Here is a 16361-nt window from a genome sequence, read left to right on the forward strand (position 1 = left end):
TCTGAAGTTCAGGAATTATTTGCGCAAGGCCCGGCAAATCAGATTCGATAGCAACTCAAGTTGATGTGCCGTTTCCATGTTCAGCCACACATAGCCATAAATCGGTGTTTCCACGACCTTCAGCTCATGGTGGTTATCGAGCAACTGGCGCAACTCTTCCACAGCATCGTTCAATTTTTCCGTATTGGCAAAAACCGGCTGAGGATTACCTTCGTACAGCGCATGAACAAGGCTCAGCACTATTTGCTGCATCATATGCTGTGTATCACGCAGTTTTTGCGCGTTCAATAACACGAAATGGCTGGGGCGCGTGGCCCAGTAAGCATTGATTTGCAGCTCCAGCATACAAACCAGATTACGGTTAATAGTCTGGATACCTTCATATATCGATTTTGGAATACGGGTTTCTTTGCTGGCAGGCGCAATCAGCCCACGCATTTTCACGGCATCGGTCAGGAGTTTTTGCAGATGGCTTTCCAGACGTGGGCGTTCAAGTAAGTTCGGTGAGAATGCAGATTGATAGACCCGATTATACTCGGTCAGACTTTTCGCCAGTTGAATGCGCCAGTGGATGAACGCCCGTTGCGGCCAGATACCGGTAAACAGCATTGCCAGTAAAGAGCCGAGGATCACATCGCCACTTCGCCATAACGCCGTATCAATTTCACCTGTTGGGGAACCAACAACAATTGCCAGCGTCACACCAATCAATAAGCCTTGATACGGTTTCTTGCCGAGTGCCAGCCAGCCACAAAGAAACATGGCAGCCGCGCACCAGACTAACATCAGCGGTAAAGAGATTAACTCCAGTTGCAGAGCAATAAGACCTAAAATCGAGCCAAACACCGTACCGCCAATACGTTCAAACGCACGAGGGACGACGTTACCCCAGAACGAAATTGGTCCCATGATCACTACCATAGTGACCAACGGCCAGGTGCTTTCCGGGATAGTAAACAGGCGAATGATGAGAAAGGTGAGCAAGAACGCCAGCGCAACCCGAGTACCATGAACAATGCGGTAATGACGGTAGACTCGAATTTCGAACGGGCTTAAGGACTTATCGGCACGCACGCGGGCACTCCGTGTAAGAGGGAAAAAACGATCATAATGCAATCTGACAAACCAGGGGCAATAACGCTATGTAACAACTCTGTCCGGCAAACCGGGAATAGCGGACGTTCCCGGTTTGGTTGTCAGAAAACTGAAGACGGATCTTACTCTTTTACATAACGAAAAACAGCGTGGCAATCAGGTTAACCTCTGACCCGACGTCATTTATCAGCGCCGTTTTGGCTGCACCGCGACATACATTTCGATATCCCAATAACCATCTTGCGCGCCATTGTTCAGATAAACCTCAAAGCAGGGCTTTGGTAACATTTCGTAAGCACTGTCCTGCAAGAGGCTGTTAAAGAACTGATACCAGGGTTTCGCAAAATCATCACCCACTACGCGAGCTACCGCCACCGCATACTGACCACCCGAAATTTCTGTCAGGATGACGCCCTCACTGTTTTCGGGAAGTGTGAAATTATCTGCCACCGAAACTACGGTGTCACAACGTAACTTTTCGGCAGGTGTTTCATCTGGATTATCGTAATAGACCGCCACCCACTCCTTCGGAACAATATTTTTGTTATCAACCCACATCATCAACTGCTCAAAACCTTGCTTTACCGTTTGTTCCCACGGGCCAACGAGATGGAAACCTGCAACGGTACGTTTATCTTCCTGCTTAATCTCGTAGTTCATGACGCCTCCACTTATACTGGTTTTATATACAGTATGCTTTGTAATATAAAAACCACAAGGAATGAGTGTTGATTATGCGAGCAGACTCGCACTCCTGCCAGTCTGCGGCGTAAGAAAGGTCAGGCTTTATGCTCGAAATAATCACTCAGCCGGGAAAACACACCGCCTTTCCCGACAGATTCCAGGGTGACCAACGGCCAGTGCGCCACCTGTTTATCGCGGTCATAAAGTTCAATTTCCCCTACCCGCTTATGGGCGCTAATTGGCGCGGTCAGTTCTTTACCATCAAGGGTATATTTTGCTTTGATATTAGGAATCTCCGCTTTTGGCAGCACCATCCAGAACTCTTGTTCCGTTCCCAGAGCGATGTTTTCTTTATCGCCATACCAGATTCGTTCTGTGCCAACCTTTTTCCCCCGGTGCAAAATTTGCACCGTAGTAAAGTTCTGTTGCCCCCAACGCAGCAGCTTCCTTGCTTCTTCTTCGCGACCTTTTGCACTGTCAGCCCCCATCACCACCGCAATGAGACGACGCTGACCATCCACCGCCGAAGCAATGAGATTAAACCCGGCACCGGAAGTATGTCCGGTTTTCAGGCCGTCAACATTCATGGTTTTATCCCACAATAATCCGTTACGGTTTTGCTGGGTGATACCGTTCCAGGTGAGGCTTTTTTCGCTGTACATATGATAAAAATCAGGCTCGCCGTGGATGATAGCGCGAGAAAGCACGGCTAAATCATAGGCCGAACTGTGCTGACCGGGTGCATCCAGACCATGCACTGTTTCAAAATGCGTATCCTGAAGATGCAACTTCTCAGCATAATTGTTCATCATATCGACAAACTGCCGTTGCCCACCGGCAATATAATCAGCCAGTGCAACACAAGCGTCATTTCCGGAGTCCACAATTAAACCACGGCTTAAATCACGTACCGATACGCGATCGCCCTCTTTCAAAAACATCAGTGAAGACCCGACAAATACCGGATTATCTTTCGCCCACGCATCGCGTCCTACAGTGACAATATCGTCTGGCGTAATGCGATGGCTATCGATTGCACGATCAACAACATAGCCAGTCATCAGCTTAGTCAGGCTGGCAGGATTGCGTTGTTGATGCTCATTACCCGCCGTGAGGATCTGACCGGTTGTGTAATCCATCAAGACCCATGACCCTGCATGAATCTCTGGAGGCTGGGGTGAAAAGGGAATATTTTCCGCCGCAAAACCAGACGATAAATTAAAAACGAACAAAGAAGCAGCAATAATAAGACGGCGTTTCAACAGCAAATCCTCAGGAGTTTCAAATAGCAGTTCTTTTTACGGAAATCCTGATGAACTGGCTGGAATAAAGTGCAAGAAAATGTGACAGTTATCTCATTTTTAATCTGACATTATCAGTTGCCACTCTCTGCCAAATTGTCGCTCTAAAGCTGATTAGCACGGTGATATTTGATACTCTGACACACAGCAGAAATAACGGATTTAACCTAATGATGAATGACGGTAAGCAACAATCTACCTTTTTGTTTCACGATTATGAAACCTTTGGCACGCACCCTGCGTTAGATCGCCCTGCGCAGTTCGCTGCCATTCGCACCGATAGCGAATTCAATATCATCGGCGAACCAGAGGTTTTTTATTGCAAGCCTGCGGATGATTATTTACCCCAGCCAGGAGCAGTATTAATCACTGGTATTACCCCGCAGGAAGCGCGGGCGAAAGGAGAAAACGAAGCCGCGTTTGCCGCTCGCATTCATTCGCTTTTTACCGTCCCGAAGACCTGTATTCTGGGCTACAACAATGTACGTTTTGATGACGAAGTCACACGCAACGTTTTTTATCGTAATTTCTACGATCCCTACGCCTGGAGTTGGCAGCATGATAACTCTCGCTGGGATCTGCTGGACGTCATGCGTGCCTGTTATGCCCTGCGTCCAGAGGGGATTAACTGGCCTGAAAATGATGACGGTCTACCGAGTTTTCGCCTTGAACATTTAACCAAAGCGAATGGTATTGAACATAGCAACGCCCACGATGCGATGGCTGATGTGTACGCCACTATTGCGATGGCAAAACTGGTAAAAACGCGTCAGCCACGCCTGTTTGATTATCTCTACAGCCATCGCAACAAGCACAAATTGATGGCGTTGATTGATGTGCCACAGATGAAACCACTGGTACACGTTTCCGGTATGTTTGGTGCATGGCGCGGCAATACCAGTTGGGTTGCGCCGCTGGCATGGCATCCTGAAAATCGTAATGCCGTGATTATGGTGGATTTAGCAGGAGATATTTCGCCATTACTGGAACTGGATAGCGACACGCTGCGCGAGCGCCTGTATACCGCGAAAGCCGATCTGGGCGATAACGCCGCCGTTCCGGTTAAGCTGGTGCATATTAATAAATGTCCGGTATTAGCACAGGCGAATACGCTTCGCCCGGAAGACGCCGATCGGCTGGGCATTAATCGCCAGCATTGTCTCGATAACCTGAAAATTCTGCGTGAAAATCCGCAAGTGCGTGAAAAAGTGGTGGCGATCTTTGCTGAAGCCGAACCATTTACGCCTTCAGATAACGTGGATGCCCAGCTTTATAACGGCTTTTTCAGCGACGCCGATCGTGCAGCAATGAAAATTGTACTGGAAACCGAGCCGCGTAATTTACCAGCACTGGATATCACCTTTGTCGATAAACGCATTGAGAAACTGTTGTTCAATTATCGTGCGCGTAACTTCCCAGGAACGCTGGACTACGCCGAACAGCAACGCTGGCTGGAGCACCGTCGCCAGGTCTTCACGCCAGAGTTTTTGCAAGATTATGCTGATGAATTGCAAATGCTGGCACAACAATATGCCGATGATAAAGAGAAAGTGTCGCTGTTAAAGGCGCTTTGGCAGTACGCGGAAGAGATCATCTGAAAAGAAAAAACCGGAGCGATAAACTCCGGTTTTTAGTGAATTACCGGATGGTTATGCCATCCGGCTTGATAGGATTATGCAACGTCTTCGTACTGCGGAACCGGGTTGCGGAAGCTCTTCGTCACGCAAGCCAGGTAAATCAGACCGATTGCCGCCCAGATCAGACCCAGAACCATTGAGCTTTCTTCCAGGTTAACCCACAGCGCACCTACAGTCAGAGCACCACACATCGGCAGGAAAAGATACTGGAAGTGATCTTTCAGCGTTTTGTTACGCTTCTCACGGATCCAGAACTGCGAAATGACCGACAGGTTAACGAAGGTAAATGCTACCAGCGCACCAAAGTTAATCAGCGCCGTTGCCATTACCAGGTCAAAGTTGATTGCCAGCAGAGCAATCGCGCCAACCAGGATAATGTTCATTGCCGGGGTACGCCATTTCGGGTGTACATAACCGAAGAAGCTTTTCGGGAATACGCCGTCACGCCCCATTACGTACATCAGACGCGCTACGCCTGCGTGCGCCGCCATACCGGACGCCAGTACGGTAATGGTGGAGAAGATCAGCGCGCCAACCTGGAACGCTTTACCCGCAACGTACAGCATGATTTCAGGCTGTGACGCATCCGGATCTTTAAAGCGAGAGATATCCGGGAAGTACAGCTGCAGGAAGTAAGTTGCAAAGATGAAGATCATGCCGCCGATCAGCGCGGTCAGGAAAATCGCACGCGGGATCACGCGCTCTGCATCTTTGGTTTCTTCCGACAGGTTGCTGATGCCGTCAAAACCTGTAAAGGAGAAGCACAGGATCGTCGCACCGGTAATCATTGGGATAACATGCGCATCGCCAGACCAGAACGGACGGGTGCTCGCCAGCGTACCAGCGCCTTCACCTTCAAATACGCCGTAAACTACCATGCCCAGAATCACCGCGATCAGCACAACCTGCAACACTACGATTACCGTGTTGAAGTTCGCTACGGATTTCAGACTACGCAGGTTAAAGGCGGTCATAAAGGCCACCAGCGCCACCACAAACATCCACGATGGGATGGAAGGCACCAGGGCTTCAAAATAGATTTTCGCCAACAGAATGTTGATCATCGGCGCGAACAGATAGTCGAGCAGAGAAGACCAACCCACCATAAAGCCGACAGTCGGGCTAATGGATTTCTGGGCGTAAGTGTATGCAGAGCCAGCAGAAGGATAGCGGCGAACCAGCTTCCCGTAGCTCAGAGCCGTAAACAGGATCGCAATTAATGCGAACGCATAGGCTGTCGGCACATGACCATCCGTGAGGCCTGAAACGATACCAAAAGTATCAAACAGCGTCATCGGCTGCATATAGGCAAGACCCATCATTACAACCGGAACTAACGTAAGCGTTTTACGCAATTCCACGCGAGAGGTGTTTGGAGTAACGTTATGCGACATGGTCATTCTCCTTTACGGTGAAAACCGTCGCGTAAGCAAAAAATTGCCCCATTTTTTTGGATTCCTCAGCGACAACAACTGTCGATTTTTAGTAAATATCTATCCGGTACGAAGCCCGGCCTCTTGGTATGAATGATTGGTTTGAAGCAAAAAATAACCGACGCGGATAAAACGTCGGTTTTTAGTCATTTTTTGACAGCGGCGCATTGTGCCTAAATGGGGGGTAAATGACAAGAGAATGAGAGGCTTGTCATAAAATTTTTTATTTAAATGGCTGATTTTCCGTCATCAGATTTTGCATAAACTCCAGCAATCGCACTATTTGCTAAAATCTCATCCCGCCACCATGCGCTGGCAAGCCCTGCGGTCTGTTCGTTCCAGCCAATCCAGACCGGTTCAAAAAGAGTCTGGGCGACCACTTTCTTCTCAATTAACGCGCCACTATCGAGAAAGCATTGCGCCAGATAGCGAGGTAAATAGCCACAACCAAGACCGCTGATTTGCAGCTCCAGCTTGGTTTTAAAATCAAATACGGTTATGGCTTCTTGTTCGTCGAGTATTTGCGAGGCTGTGGACGCGGCTGCCTGTGCCGTGTCGCCTACCACTATTGCCCGGTATCGTTTAATAATTCGTCGATTTAACGGTTCTTCTTCCAGTGCTAATGGATGATGGGGTGCCACAGCAAAAACTTGCTCCAGATCCCCCAGACGAGAAAAGCCAAACTCACTGGAAGACGGTGGTTCATGCATCGCGCCGACAATAATATCCGCCCTCCCCTGGGTCAGCGCCTCCCAGGAACCACCGAGCACGCCATTGATAAACTTCAGGCGCGTCACGCTGTGATGTTGATAAAAGATTTCAATGAGCGGCGCAAGCAGAGAAAAAGGAAACGTATCATCTACTCCAATCACCAGCTCGTTTTCCCAGCCTTCATGAAGTTTGATCGCCTGTTTTTCCAGTTCATGAACAGTGTGGAGTATTTCCCGCCCTTTCTCTAATAGCATTTTTCCGGTACGGGTGAATTTAGCGCGGTGTCCGCTACGATCGAGTAATTGAATATTAAGGTCGCTTTCCAGCTTGTGAACGGTATAACTCAGAGCGGACGGCGTCTTGTAGAGTTTGGCCGACGCCGCCGCAAAACTGCCTTCCTTTTCTAAGGCATCGAGGATCATCAACACATCCAGCAGTGGTTTCATACACGCCCCCTTGCAGTGTATGCGGCGTCCTGCTGGCGTGATCGTTTACTCCAGCGGCATTACCAGCGGATCGGGATACTGGTATTCAAATCCCAGTTCATTGCAAATCCGACTGCCATCAATAATTTTACCCTTACCGCTGTCCAGACTGTTTCTGAACTGCGGGGGTTCCAGCCCCAATAAACGAGCCATCTGTGGATAGAAAACATTGCGCGCAGGGTGAGCTGGCGCACATATATTATAGATGTGTCCGCCTTTAGGTGCCTGTAACAACAGGGTGATAGCGCCAATAACATCTTCCTGGTGGACTAAATTAACACCGTGCTCACCGTCAGGCGCGGTTTTTCCGGCAAAGAAGCGTCCGGGATGGCGCCCTGGTCCGACCAGGCCCGCAAGACGCAGAATATCGACCGAAGTACCGGGTAAATTGTGCAGCCAGTCTTCGAGTTCTTCTAATACTCGTCCACTGTTGGTCACTGGATTACGCGGGGTAGTTTCTTTCACAGTGCCTTGTGCATCACCATAGACGGACGTTGAGCTGGTAAAAATAATGCGGGGAATACGATGAGCCAGCGCGCTATCCACCAGCTCTTGCACAGCTTGTAAATAGAACTCATCGCCGGGGCCACTGCGACGTGCAGGAAGCGTAATGACCAGCGCATCGGCATCCATCAGGGCATCCAGATCGTCAGAATCACAAACTAACTCAGGCTCCATGCGAAGCAGATAGCTATCAATCCCGCTCATTCGGGCCGCTTCGACGCCATCTTGTGTGGTTTTACTCCCGGTGACCTGCCAGCCGCGCGCTGAAAGTGACATCGCCAGCGGCATACCTAACCACCCTAACCCGACAATTGCGACCTTTTTCATCCGTTTTCTCCTGATACACCTTAGATCTATAAGGCTACGCCAGCGTATCAAAACTGACAATTCATTCTATGAATGAATCTCTTCAATAATGATAACGACAGGCAGCAATGAGCAGTGAATCGTCAGTAACCGCGTATACCAGACGATGCTCCTCTGTAATGCGTCGGGACCAGAAGCCTGACAAATTAGGTTTCAGGGGTTCTGGCTTCCCCTTACCTTCAAATGGCGTTCTGCGGGTATCTTTGATAAGTTCATTGATCTTTTTAACAATTCGCTTATCTGTTTCCTGCCAGTACAGATAATCATCCCATGATTCCTCAGACCAGATGAGTTTCACTCAATAATGTCCTTTTCCGTTCCTTTGCCTGATTTCAGGCTATCGATTGAGTCCATCAATCTCCGGGCGTTAGCGGGGGAGCGCAGTAGATAAGCCGTCTCTTCCAGGGAGTTGTATTCTTCGAGTGACATCAGAACACAAGCCTCGCCATTCTGACGAGTAATAAGGATCGGGGCATGATCTTCAACGGCTTTCATCATTGTTGCCGACAAATTCTGACGTGCTTCGCTGTAGCTAATTGTACGCATATCAACCTCCTCTTTTGTACAGTTCAATGTACAATGATGAGTGGCAATTAACTATTTATTAATTAGCCTGCAGATCAAGGCATTGGTCAGTGAAAAGAAAACTCCCAGGCTTCGCTATTTTTGGTGCCGTCAGGTTAGAGGACAGCCCTCTTAGCCCCCTCCTTTCCCCGCTCATTCATTAAACAAATCTATCGTCACAAAATATATAAAAAAGCCCTTGCTTTCTAAGGTGAAAGTGGTTTAGGTTAAAAGGCATCAGTTGAATAAACATTCACAGAGAATTTTATGACACGCGTTCAATTTAAACACCACCATCATCACCATCATCCTGACTAGTCTTTCAGGCGATGTGTGCTGGAAGACATTCAGATCTTCCAGTGGTGCATGAACGCATGAGAAAGCCCCCGGAAGATCATCTTCCGGGGGCTTTTTTATTGCGCGGTTGATAACGATTCAGACAGGTTTAAAGAGGAAGAAGAAAATGACAGACAACACTCGTTTACGCATAGCTATGCAGAAATCAGGTCGTTTAAGTGATGATTCACGCGAATTGCTGGCGCGCTGTGGCATTAAAATTAATCTTCACACCCAGCGCCTGATCGCAATGGCTGAAAACATGCCGATTGATATTCTGCGCGTACGTGACGACGACATTCCCGGTCTGGTGATGGACGGCGTAGTTGACCTCGGGATTATTGGCGAAAACGTGCTGGAAGAAGAACTGCTTAACCGCCGCGCCCAGGGTGAAGATCCACGCTACTTTACCCTGCGTCGTCTCGATTTCGGCGGCTGCCGCCTTTCGCTGGCAACGCCGGTTGATGAAGCCTGGGACGGCCCGCTCTCCTTAAACGGTAAACGTATTGCCACCTCTTATCCTCACCTGCTCAAACGTTATCTCGACCAGAAAGGTATCTCTTTTAAATCCTGCTTACTGAACGGTTCTGTCGAAGTCGCCCCGCGCGCCGGACTGGCGGATGCGATTTGCGATCTGGTTTCCACCGGTGCCACGCTGGAAGCTAACGGCCTGCGCGAAGTCGAAGTTATCTACCGCTCGAAAGCCTGCCTGATCCAGCGCGATGGCGAAATGGAAGAATCCAAACAGCAACTGATCGACAAACTGCTGACCCGTATTCAGGGAGTGATCCAGGCGCGCGAATCAAAATACATCATGATGCACGCACCGACCGAACGTCTGGATGATGTCATCGCCCTGCTGCCAGGCGCTGAACGCCCAACTATTTTACCGCTGGCGGGTGACCAACAGCGCGTAGCAATGCACATGGTCAGCAGCGAAACCCTGTTCTGGGAAACCATGGAAAAATTGAAGGAGCTGGGCGCCAGCTCGATTCTGGTTCTGCCAATTGAGAAAATGATGGAGTAATAGCCATGAGCTTTAACACAATCATTAACTGGAATAGCTGTACTGCGGAACAACAACGCCAGCTATTAATGCGCCCGGCGATCTCCGCCTCTGAAAGCATCACCCGTACCGTCCGTGAAATTTTAGATAACGTGAAAGCACGCGGCGATGATGCCCTGCGGGAATACAGCGCGAAGTTTGATAAAACCACGGTTACCGCACTGAAAGTAACTGCTAAGGAAATTGCCGACGCCTGCGAACGCCTGAGCGACGAGCTGAAACAGGCAATGGCGGTGGCAGTAAAGAATATTGAAACCTTCCACACTGCGCAAAAACTGCCTCCGGTAGATGTCGAAACTCAACCAGGCGTGCGTTGCCAGCAGGTCACGCGCCCGGTGGCTTCGGTTGGTTTGTATATTCCTGGCGGCTCCGCCCCGCTCTTCTCAACCGTATTAATGCTGGCGACTCCGGCGCGTATTGCAGGCTGTAATAAAGTTGTGCTGTGCTCACCGCCGCCGATTGCCGATGAGATCCTTTACGCGGCGCAACTGTGTGGCGTGCAGGACGTGTTTAACGTCGGCGGCGCTCAGGCCATTGCCGCGCTGGCGTTCGGTACGGAATCTGTACCGAAAGTGGACAAAATTTTCGGGCCAGGTAACGCCTTTGTCACCGAGGCAAAACGTCAGGTGAGCCAGCGTCTGGACGGTGCGGCGATCGATATGCCTGCGGGTCCGTCGGAAGTGCTGGTGATTGCTGACAGCGGCGCAACACCGGATTTTGTCGCCTCTGATTTGCTCTCCCAGGCAGAACACGGCCCGGACTCGCAGGTGATTTTACTGACGCCCGATGTTGATATGGCGCGTCGCGTTGCCGAAGCCGTCGAACGCCAGTTGGCAGAACTGCCGCGTGCCGAAACCGCCCGCCAGGCACTGAGCGCCAGTCGCCTGATCGTGACCAACGATTTAGCGCAGTGCGTAGAGATCTCCAACCAGTACGGCCCGGAGCACCTGATCATTCAGACCCGCAACGCCCGTGAACTGGTCGATAGCATCACCAGTGCCGGCTCGGTATTTCTTGGTGACTGGTCACCGGAATCGGCGGGCGACTACGCCTCCGGCACCAATCACGTGCTGCCGACTTACGGTTACACCGCCACCTGTTCCAGTCTCGGCCTGGCGGATTTCCAGAAGCGCATGACCGTGCAAGAACTGTCAAAAGAAGGGTTTTCCGCGCTGGCTTCAACCATTGAAACACTGGCCGCCGCCGAGCGCCTGACCGCCCACAAAAATGCCGTTACTTTGCGTGTTAACGCCCTTAAGGAGCAAGCATGAGCACTGTGACTATTACCGATTTAGCGCGTGAAAACGTCCGCAACCTGACGCCGTATCAGTCGGCGCGTCGTCTGGGCGGTAACGGCGACGTCTGGCTGAACGCCAACGAATATCCTACAGCCGTGGAGTTTCAGCTTACGCAACAAACGCTCAACCGTTACCCGGAATGTCAGCCGAAAGCGGTCATTGAAAATTATGCACAGTATGCAGGCGTGAAACCGGAACAGGTGCTGGTTAGCCGTGGCGCGGACGAAGGTATTGAACTGCTGATTCGCGCTTTTTGCGAACCGGGCAAAGACGCCATCCTCTACTGCCCGCCAACGTACGGCATGTACAGCGTCAGCGCCGAAACCATTGGCGTCGAGTGCCGCACGGTGCCGACGCTGGAAAACTGGCAACTGGACTTGCAGGGGATTTCCGACAAGCTGGACGGCGTAAAAGTGGTCTACGTTTGCAGCCCCAACAACCCAACCGGGCAACTGATCAACCCGCAGGATTTTCGCACGTTGCTGGAGTTAACTCGCGGTAAGGCAATTGTGGTTGCTGATGAAGCCTATATTGAATTTTGTCCGCAGGCATCGCTGGCGGGCTGGCTGGCGGAATATCCACATCTGGCTATTTTGCGTACCCTTTCGAAAGCTTTCGCTCTGGCGGGGCTTCGTTGCGGGTTTACGCTGGCAAATGAAGAAGTCATCAACCTGTTAATGAAAGTGATCGCCCCCTACCCGCTCTCGACGCCGGTTGCCGACATTGCCGCACAGGCGTTAAGCACGCAGGGAATCGTCGCCATGCGCGAACGGGTGGCACAAATTATTGCAGAACGCGAATATCTGATTGCCGCTCTGAAAGAAATCCCCTGCGTGGAGCAAGTTTTCGACTCCGAAACCAACTACATTCTGGCGCGCTTTAAAGCCTCCAGTGCGGTGTTTAAATCTTTGTGGGATCAGGGCATTATCTTACGTGATCAGAATAAACAACCCTCTTTAAGCGGCTGCCTGCGAATTACCGTCGGAACCCGTGAAGAAAGCCAGCGCGTCATTGACGCCTTACGTGCGGAGCAAGTTTGATGAGTCAGAAGTATCTTTTTATCGATCGCGATGGAACCCTGATTAGCGAGCCGCCGAGTGATTTTCAGGTGGATCGTTTTGACAAACTCGCCTTTGAACCAGGCGTGATCCCGGAACTGCTGAAGCTGCAAAAAGCGGGCTATAAACTGGTGATGATCACTAATCAGGATGGTCTTGGGACACAAAGCTTCCCGCAGGCAGATTTCGATGGTCCGCACAACCTGATGATGCAGATCTTCACCTCGCAAGGCGTACAGTTTGATGAAGTGCTGATTTGCCCGCACCTGCCCGCCGATGAATGCGACTGCCGCAAGCCGAAAGTAAAACTGGTGGAGCGTTACCTGGCTGAACAAGCAATGGATCGTGCCAACAGTTATGTGATTGGCGATCGCGCGACCGATATTCAACTCGCAGAAAACATGGGTATTAATGGCTTACGCTACGATCGCGAAACCCTGAACTGGCCGATGATTGGCGAACAACTCACCAGACGTGATCGTTACGCTCACGTGGTACGCAACACCAAAGAGACGCAGATTGACGTTCAGGTGTGGCTGGATCGCGAAGGTGGCAGCAAGATTAACACCGGCGTTGGCTTCTTTGATCACATGCTGGATCAGATTGCCACCCACGGCGGCTTCCGTATGGAAATCAACGTTAAAGGCGACCTCTATATCGACGATCACCACACCGTCGAAGATACCGGTCTGGCGCTGGGCGAAGCGTTAAAAATTGCCCTTGGTGACAAACGCGGTATTTGCCGCTTTGGTTTTGTCCTGCCGATGGATGAATGCCTTGCGCGCTGCGCGCTGGATATCTCAGGTCGCCCGCACCTGGAATATAAAGCCGAGTTTACCTACCAGCGCGTGGGCGATCTCAGCACTGAAATGATCGAACACTTCTTCCGTTCGCTCTCATACACCATGGGCGTGACGCTGCACCTGAAAACCAAAGGTAAAAACGATCACCACCGTGTAGAGAGTCTCTTTAAAGCCTTTGGTCGTACCCTGCGCCAGGCCATACGCGTGGAAGGCGACACCCTGCCCTCGTCGAAAGGAGTGCTGTGATGAACGTGGTGATCCTTGATACCGGCTGCGCCAATCTGAACTCAGTGAAGTCAGCCATTGCGCGTCACGGCTATGAACCGAAAGTCAGCCGTGACCCGGACGTAGTGTTGCTGGCCGATAAACTTTTTTTACCCGGCGTCGGCACTGCACAAGCGGCGATGGATCAGGTGCGTGAGCGCGAACTGTTTGATCTCATCAAGGCCTGTACCCAACCGGTGCTGGGAATCTGCTTAGGAATGCAACTACTGGGACGACGCAGCGAAGAGAGCAACGGCGTCGATTTGCTGGGCATCATCGACGAAGATGTACCGAAAATGACCGACTTTGGTCTGCCGCTGCCGCATATGGGCTGGAATCGCGTTTACCCGCAGGCGGGCAACCGTCTTTTTCAGGGAATTGAAGACGGCGCGTACTTTTACTTTGTTCACAGCTACGCAATGCCGGTCAATCCGTGGACCATCGCCCAGTGTAACTACGGCGAACCGTTCACCGCTGCGGTACAAAAAGATAACTTCTACGGCGTGCAGTTCCACCCGGAGCGTTCTGGTGCCGCTGGCGCTAAGTTGCTGAAAAACTTCCTGGAGATGTAATGATTATTCCAGCATTAGATTTAATCGACGGCACCGTGGTGCGTCTCCATCAGGGCGATTACGGCAAACAGCGTGATTACGGTAACGACCCGCTGCCGCGCTTACAGGATTACGCCGCGCAGGGTGCCGAAGTGCTGCACCTGGTGGATCTGACCGGGGCAAAAGATCCGGCTAAACGCCAAATCCCCCTGATTAAAACGCTGGTCGCAGGCGTTAACGTTCCTGTGCAGGTTGGCGGCGGCGTGCGTAGCGAAGAAGACGTGGCAGCATTACTGGAAGCAGGCGTTGCGCGCGTCGTAGTCGGCTCCACCGCAGTGAAATCACCCGACATGGTGAAAGGCTGGTTTGAACGCTTCGGTGCCGATGCGCTGGTGCTGGCGCTGGATGTACGCATTGACGAGCAAGGCAACAAACAGGTGGCAGTGAGCGGCTGGCAAGAGAACTCGGGCGTTTCACTGGAACAACTGGTGGAAACCTATCTGCCCGTCGGCCTAAAACATGTGCTGTGTACCGATATCTCGCGCGACGGCACGCTGGCCGGCTCAAACGTCTCTTTATATGAAGAAGTATGCGCCAGATATCCGCAGGTGGCATTTCAGTCCTCCGGCGGCATTGGCGACATTGATGATGTCGCGGCTCTGCGTGGTACTGGTGTGCGCGGCGTAATAGTTGGCCGGGCATTACTGGAAGGTAAATTCACCGTGAAGGAGGCCATCTCATGCTGGCAAAACGCATAATCCCGTGTCTCGACGTTCGTGATGGTCAGGTGGTGAAAGGCGTACAGTTTCGCAACCATGAAATCATTGGCGATATCGTGCCGCTGGCAAAACGCTACGCCGAAGAAGGCGCTGACGAGCTGGTGTTCTACGATATCACCGCTTCCAGCGATGGACGTGTGGTAGATAAAAGCTGGGTATCTCGCGTGGCGGAAGTGATCGATATTCCCTTCTGCGTAGCTGGCGGGATTAAGTCCCTGGATGACGCTGCCAAAATTCTTTCTTTTGGTGCGGATAAAATATCCATCAACTCCCCTGCGCTGGCAGATCCGACATTGATCACCCGTCTGGCAGATCGTTTTGGCGTGCAGTGTATTGTGGTAGGCATTGATACCTGGTACGACGCAGAAACCGGCAAGTATCACGTTAATCAATATACCGGCGATGAAAACCGCACCCGCGTCACTCAATGGGAAACGCTCGACTGGGTACAGGAAGTTCAAAAACGCGGTGCCGGAGAAATCGTTCTTAATATGATGAATCAGGACGGCGTGCGTAACGGTTACGACCTCGAACAACTGAAAAAAGTGCGTGAAGTTTGCCACGTCCCGCTAATTGCCTCCGGTGGCGCGGGCACTATGGAACACTTCCTCGAAGCCTTCCGCGATGCCGACGTTGACGGCGCGCTGGCAGCGTCCGTATTCCACAAACAAATAATCAATATTGGTGAATTAAAAGCGTACCTGGCAACACAGGGCGTGGAGATCAGGATATGTTAACAGAACAACAACGTCGCGAACTGGACTGGGAAAAAAACGACGGGATGATGCCAGTGATTGTGCAACACGCGGTATCCGGCGAAGTGTTAATGCTGGGCTACATGAACCCGGAAGCCTTAGACAAAACCATCGAAAGCGGCAAAGTCACTTTCTTCTCGCGCACTAAGCAGCGACTGTGGACCAAAGGCGAAACGTCGGGCAATTTCCTCAACGTAGTGAGCATTGCGCCGGACTGCGACAACGACACACTACTGGTGCTGGCGAATCCCATCGGCCCAACCTGCCACAAAGGCACAAGTAGTTGCTTCGGCAACACCGCTCACCAGTGGCTGTTCCTGTATCAACTGGAACAACTGCTCGCCGAGCGCAAATCTGCCGATCCGGAAACCTCCTACACCGCCAAACTGTATGCCAGCGGCACCAAGCGCATTGCGCAGAAAGTGGGCGAAGAAGGCGTGGAAACCGCACTGGCCGCGACGGTACATGACCGCTTTGAACTGACCAACGAAGCATCTGATTTGATGTATCATCTGCTGGTATTGTTGCAGGATCAGGATCTGGATTTAACGACAGTGATTGAGAACTTACGCAAGCGGCATCAGTGAATTGGGGCTGACTGGATGTGATGTTTTTGTCACATCCAGCAACAAAAAACGGGCACGGTGTCACCACTCTGCCCGTTTTCTTTA

General features: G+C 51.2%; 19 protein-coding genes and 1 other annotated feature. Of the genes, 10 read left to right on the top strand and 9 right to left on the bottom strand.

Translation table 11 applies throughout. The features are described from left to right. Positions 1-15: 15 nt before the first annotated feature. From WES_RS08310 to dacD, 3 genes are all read right to left on the bottom strand, one after another. On the bottom strand, positions 16-1074 hold the full coding sequence (locus WES_RS08310) for an FUSC family protein (RefSeq protein ID WP_016158490.1): 1059 nt from the start codon (positions 1072-1074) through the stop codon (positions 16-18). Positions 1075-1281: 207 nt separating this feature from the next. Then, positions 1282-1755, bottom strand: coding sequence for a DNA gyrase inhibitor SbmC (gene sbmC, locus WES_RS08305; RefSeq protein WP_001105400.1), 474 nt, complete (start codon positions 1753-1755; stop codon positions 1282-1284). 119 nt (positions 1756-1874) lie between these two features. Continuing rightward, on the bottom strand, positions 1875-3041 hold the full coding sequence (gene dacD / locus WES_RS08300; RefSeq protein WP_016158491.1) for a serine-type D-Ala-D-Ala carboxypeptidase DacD: 1167 nt from the start codon (positions 3039-3041) through the stop codon (positions 1875-1877). 209 nt (positions 3042-3250) lie between these two features. Between dacD and sbcB the strand changes: the two genes are divergently transcribed. Continuing rightward, positions 3251-4678, top strand: coding sequence for an exodeoxyribonuclease I (gene sbcB / locus WES_RS08295; RefSeq protein ID WP_016158492.1), 1428 nt, complete (start codon positions 3251-3253; stop codon positions 4676-4678). Positions 4679-4752: 74 nt separating this feature from the next. Here sbcB and plaP read toward each other — a convergent pair whose 3' ends face one another. The 6 genes from plaP to yefM form a co-directional block, all read right to left on the bottom strand. Beyond that, positions 4753-6111: a putrescine/proton symporter PlaP gene (gene plaP / locus WES_RS08290; protein ID WP_000019197.1), complete on the bottom strand. Its 1359-nt coding sequence runs from the start codon at positions 6109-6111 to the stop codon at positions 4753-4755. After that, positions 6101-6163, bottom strand: coding sequence for a membrane protein YoeI (gene yoeI / locus WES_RS24105; RefSeq protein ID WP_105279388.1), 63 nt, complete (start codon positions 6161-6163; stop codon positions 6101-6103). The genes plaP and yoeI overlap by 11 nt, the downstream gene beginning before the upstream one ends. A gap of 214 nt (positions 6164-6377) precedes the next feature. Then, positions 6378-7307 carry a LysR substrate-binding domain-containing protein gene (locus WES_RS08285; protein ID WP_016158493.1) on the bottom strand — a complete coding sequence of 310 codons (930 nt, stop codon included), beginning with the start codon at positions 7305-7307 and terminating at the stop codon, positions 6378-6380. Positions 7308-7352: 45 nt separating this feature from the next. Then, complete coding sequence (locus tag WES_RS08280) at positions 7353-8177, bottom strand: SDR family oxidoreductase (RefSeq protein WP_000754742.1); 825 nt, start codon at positions 8175-8177, stop codon at positions 7353-7355. An 82-nt stretch (positions 8178-8259) separates the two neighbouring features. Beyond that, positions 8260-8514, bottom strand: coding sequence for a type II toxin-antitoxin system mRNA interferase toxin YoeB (gene yoeB, locus WES_RS08275; RefSeq protein WP_016158494.1), 255 nt, complete (start codon positions 8512-8514; stop codon positions 8260-8262). After that, entirely contained in the window at positions 8511-8762 is a 252-nt protein-coding gene (gene yefM / locus WES_RS08270) for a YoeB-YefM toxin-antitoxin system antitoxin YefM (RefSeq protein ID WP_001259255.1), read from the bottom strand. Before yefM ends, yoeB begins: the two co-directional genes overlap by 4 nt. Before the next feature lie 285 nt (positions 8763-9047). On the opposite strand from yefM, the gene hisL reads away from it, so the two are divergent. From hisL to hisIE, 9 genes are all read left to right on the top strand, one after another. Next, complete coding sequence (gene hisL / locus WES_RS22820) at positions 9048-9098, top strand: his operon leader peptide (protein ID WP_001364200.1); 51 nt, start codon at positions 9048-9050, stop codon at positions 9096-9098. Continuing rightward, positions 9074-9197 (top strand) — a sequence feature (His leader region). (Overlaps the previous gene by 25 nt.) A 46-nt stretch (positions 9198-9243) precedes the next feature. Further along, positions 9244-10143 carry an ATP phosphoribosyltransferase gene (gene hisG, locus WES_RS08265; protein ID WP_000131781.1) on the top strand — a complete coding sequence of 300 codons (900 nt, stop codon included), beginning with the start codon at positions 9244-9246 and terminating at the stop codon, positions 10141-10143. A gap of 5 nt (positions 10144-10148) precedes the next feature. Beyond that, a complete protein-coding gene (gene hisD, locus WES_RS08260) occupies positions 10149-11453 on the top strand; it encodes a histidinol dehydrogenase (RefSeq protein ID WP_016158495.1) in 1305 nt (434 codons plus the stop codon). Further along, on the top strand, positions 11450-12520 hold the full coding sequence (hisC, locus tag WES_RS08255; protein ID WP_016158496.1) for a histidinol-phosphate transaminase: 1071 nt from the start codon (positions 11450-11452) through the stop codon (positions 12518-12520). The genes hisD and hisC overlap by 4 nt, the downstream gene beginning before the upstream one ends. Next, a complete protein-coding gene (gene hisB / locus WES_RS08250; RefSeq protein ID WP_000080096.1) occupies positions 12520-13587 on the top strand; it encodes a bifunctional histidinol-phosphatase/imidazoleglycerol-phosphate dehydratase HisB in 1068 nt (355 codons plus the stop codon). Before hisC ends, hisB begins: the two co-directional genes overlap by 1 nt. After that, a complete protein-coding gene (hisH, locus tag WES_RS08245; protein WP_001103560.1) occupies positions 13587-14177 on the top strand; it encodes an imidazole glycerol phosphate synthase subunit HisH in 591 nt (196 codons plus the stop codon). Before hisB ends, hisH begins: the two co-directional genes overlap by 1 nt. After that, positions 14177-14914, top strand: coding sequence for a 1-(5-phosphoribosyl)-5-[(5-phosphoribosylamino)methylideneamino]imidazole-4-carboxamide isomerase (hisA, locus tag WES_RS08240; protein WP_000586434.1), 738 nt, complete (start codon positions 14177-14179; stop codon positions 14912-14914). The genes hisH and hisA overlap by 1 nt, the downstream gene beginning before the upstream one ends. Beyond that, the gene (gene hisF / locus WES_RS08235) at positions 14896-15672 is read left to right on the top strand and encodes an imidazole glycerol phosphate synthase subunit HisF (protein WP_016158497.1); all 777 of its coding nucleotides are present in this window, start codon (positions 14896-14898) and stop codon (positions 15670-15672) included. The genes hisA and hisF overlap by 19 nt, the downstream gene beginning before the upstream one ends. Beyond that, positions 15666-16277: a bifunctional phosphoribosyl-AMP cyclohydrolase/phosphoribosyl-ATP diphosphatase HisIE gene (gene hisIE, locus WES_RS08230; protein ID WP_016158498.1), complete on the top strand. Its 612-nt coding sequence runs from the start codon at positions 15666-15668 to the stop codon at positions 16275-16277. The genes hisF and hisIE overlap by 7 nt, the downstream gene beginning before the upstream one ends. Positions 16278-16361 lie beyond the last annotated feature (84 nt).

The sequence above is a fragment of the Escherichia sp. KTE31 genome, assembly GCF_000407925.1.
Classification (GTDB): domain Bacteria; phylum Pseudomonadota; class Gammaproteobacteria; order Enterobacterales; family Enterobacteriaceae; genus Escherichia; species Escherichia ruysiae.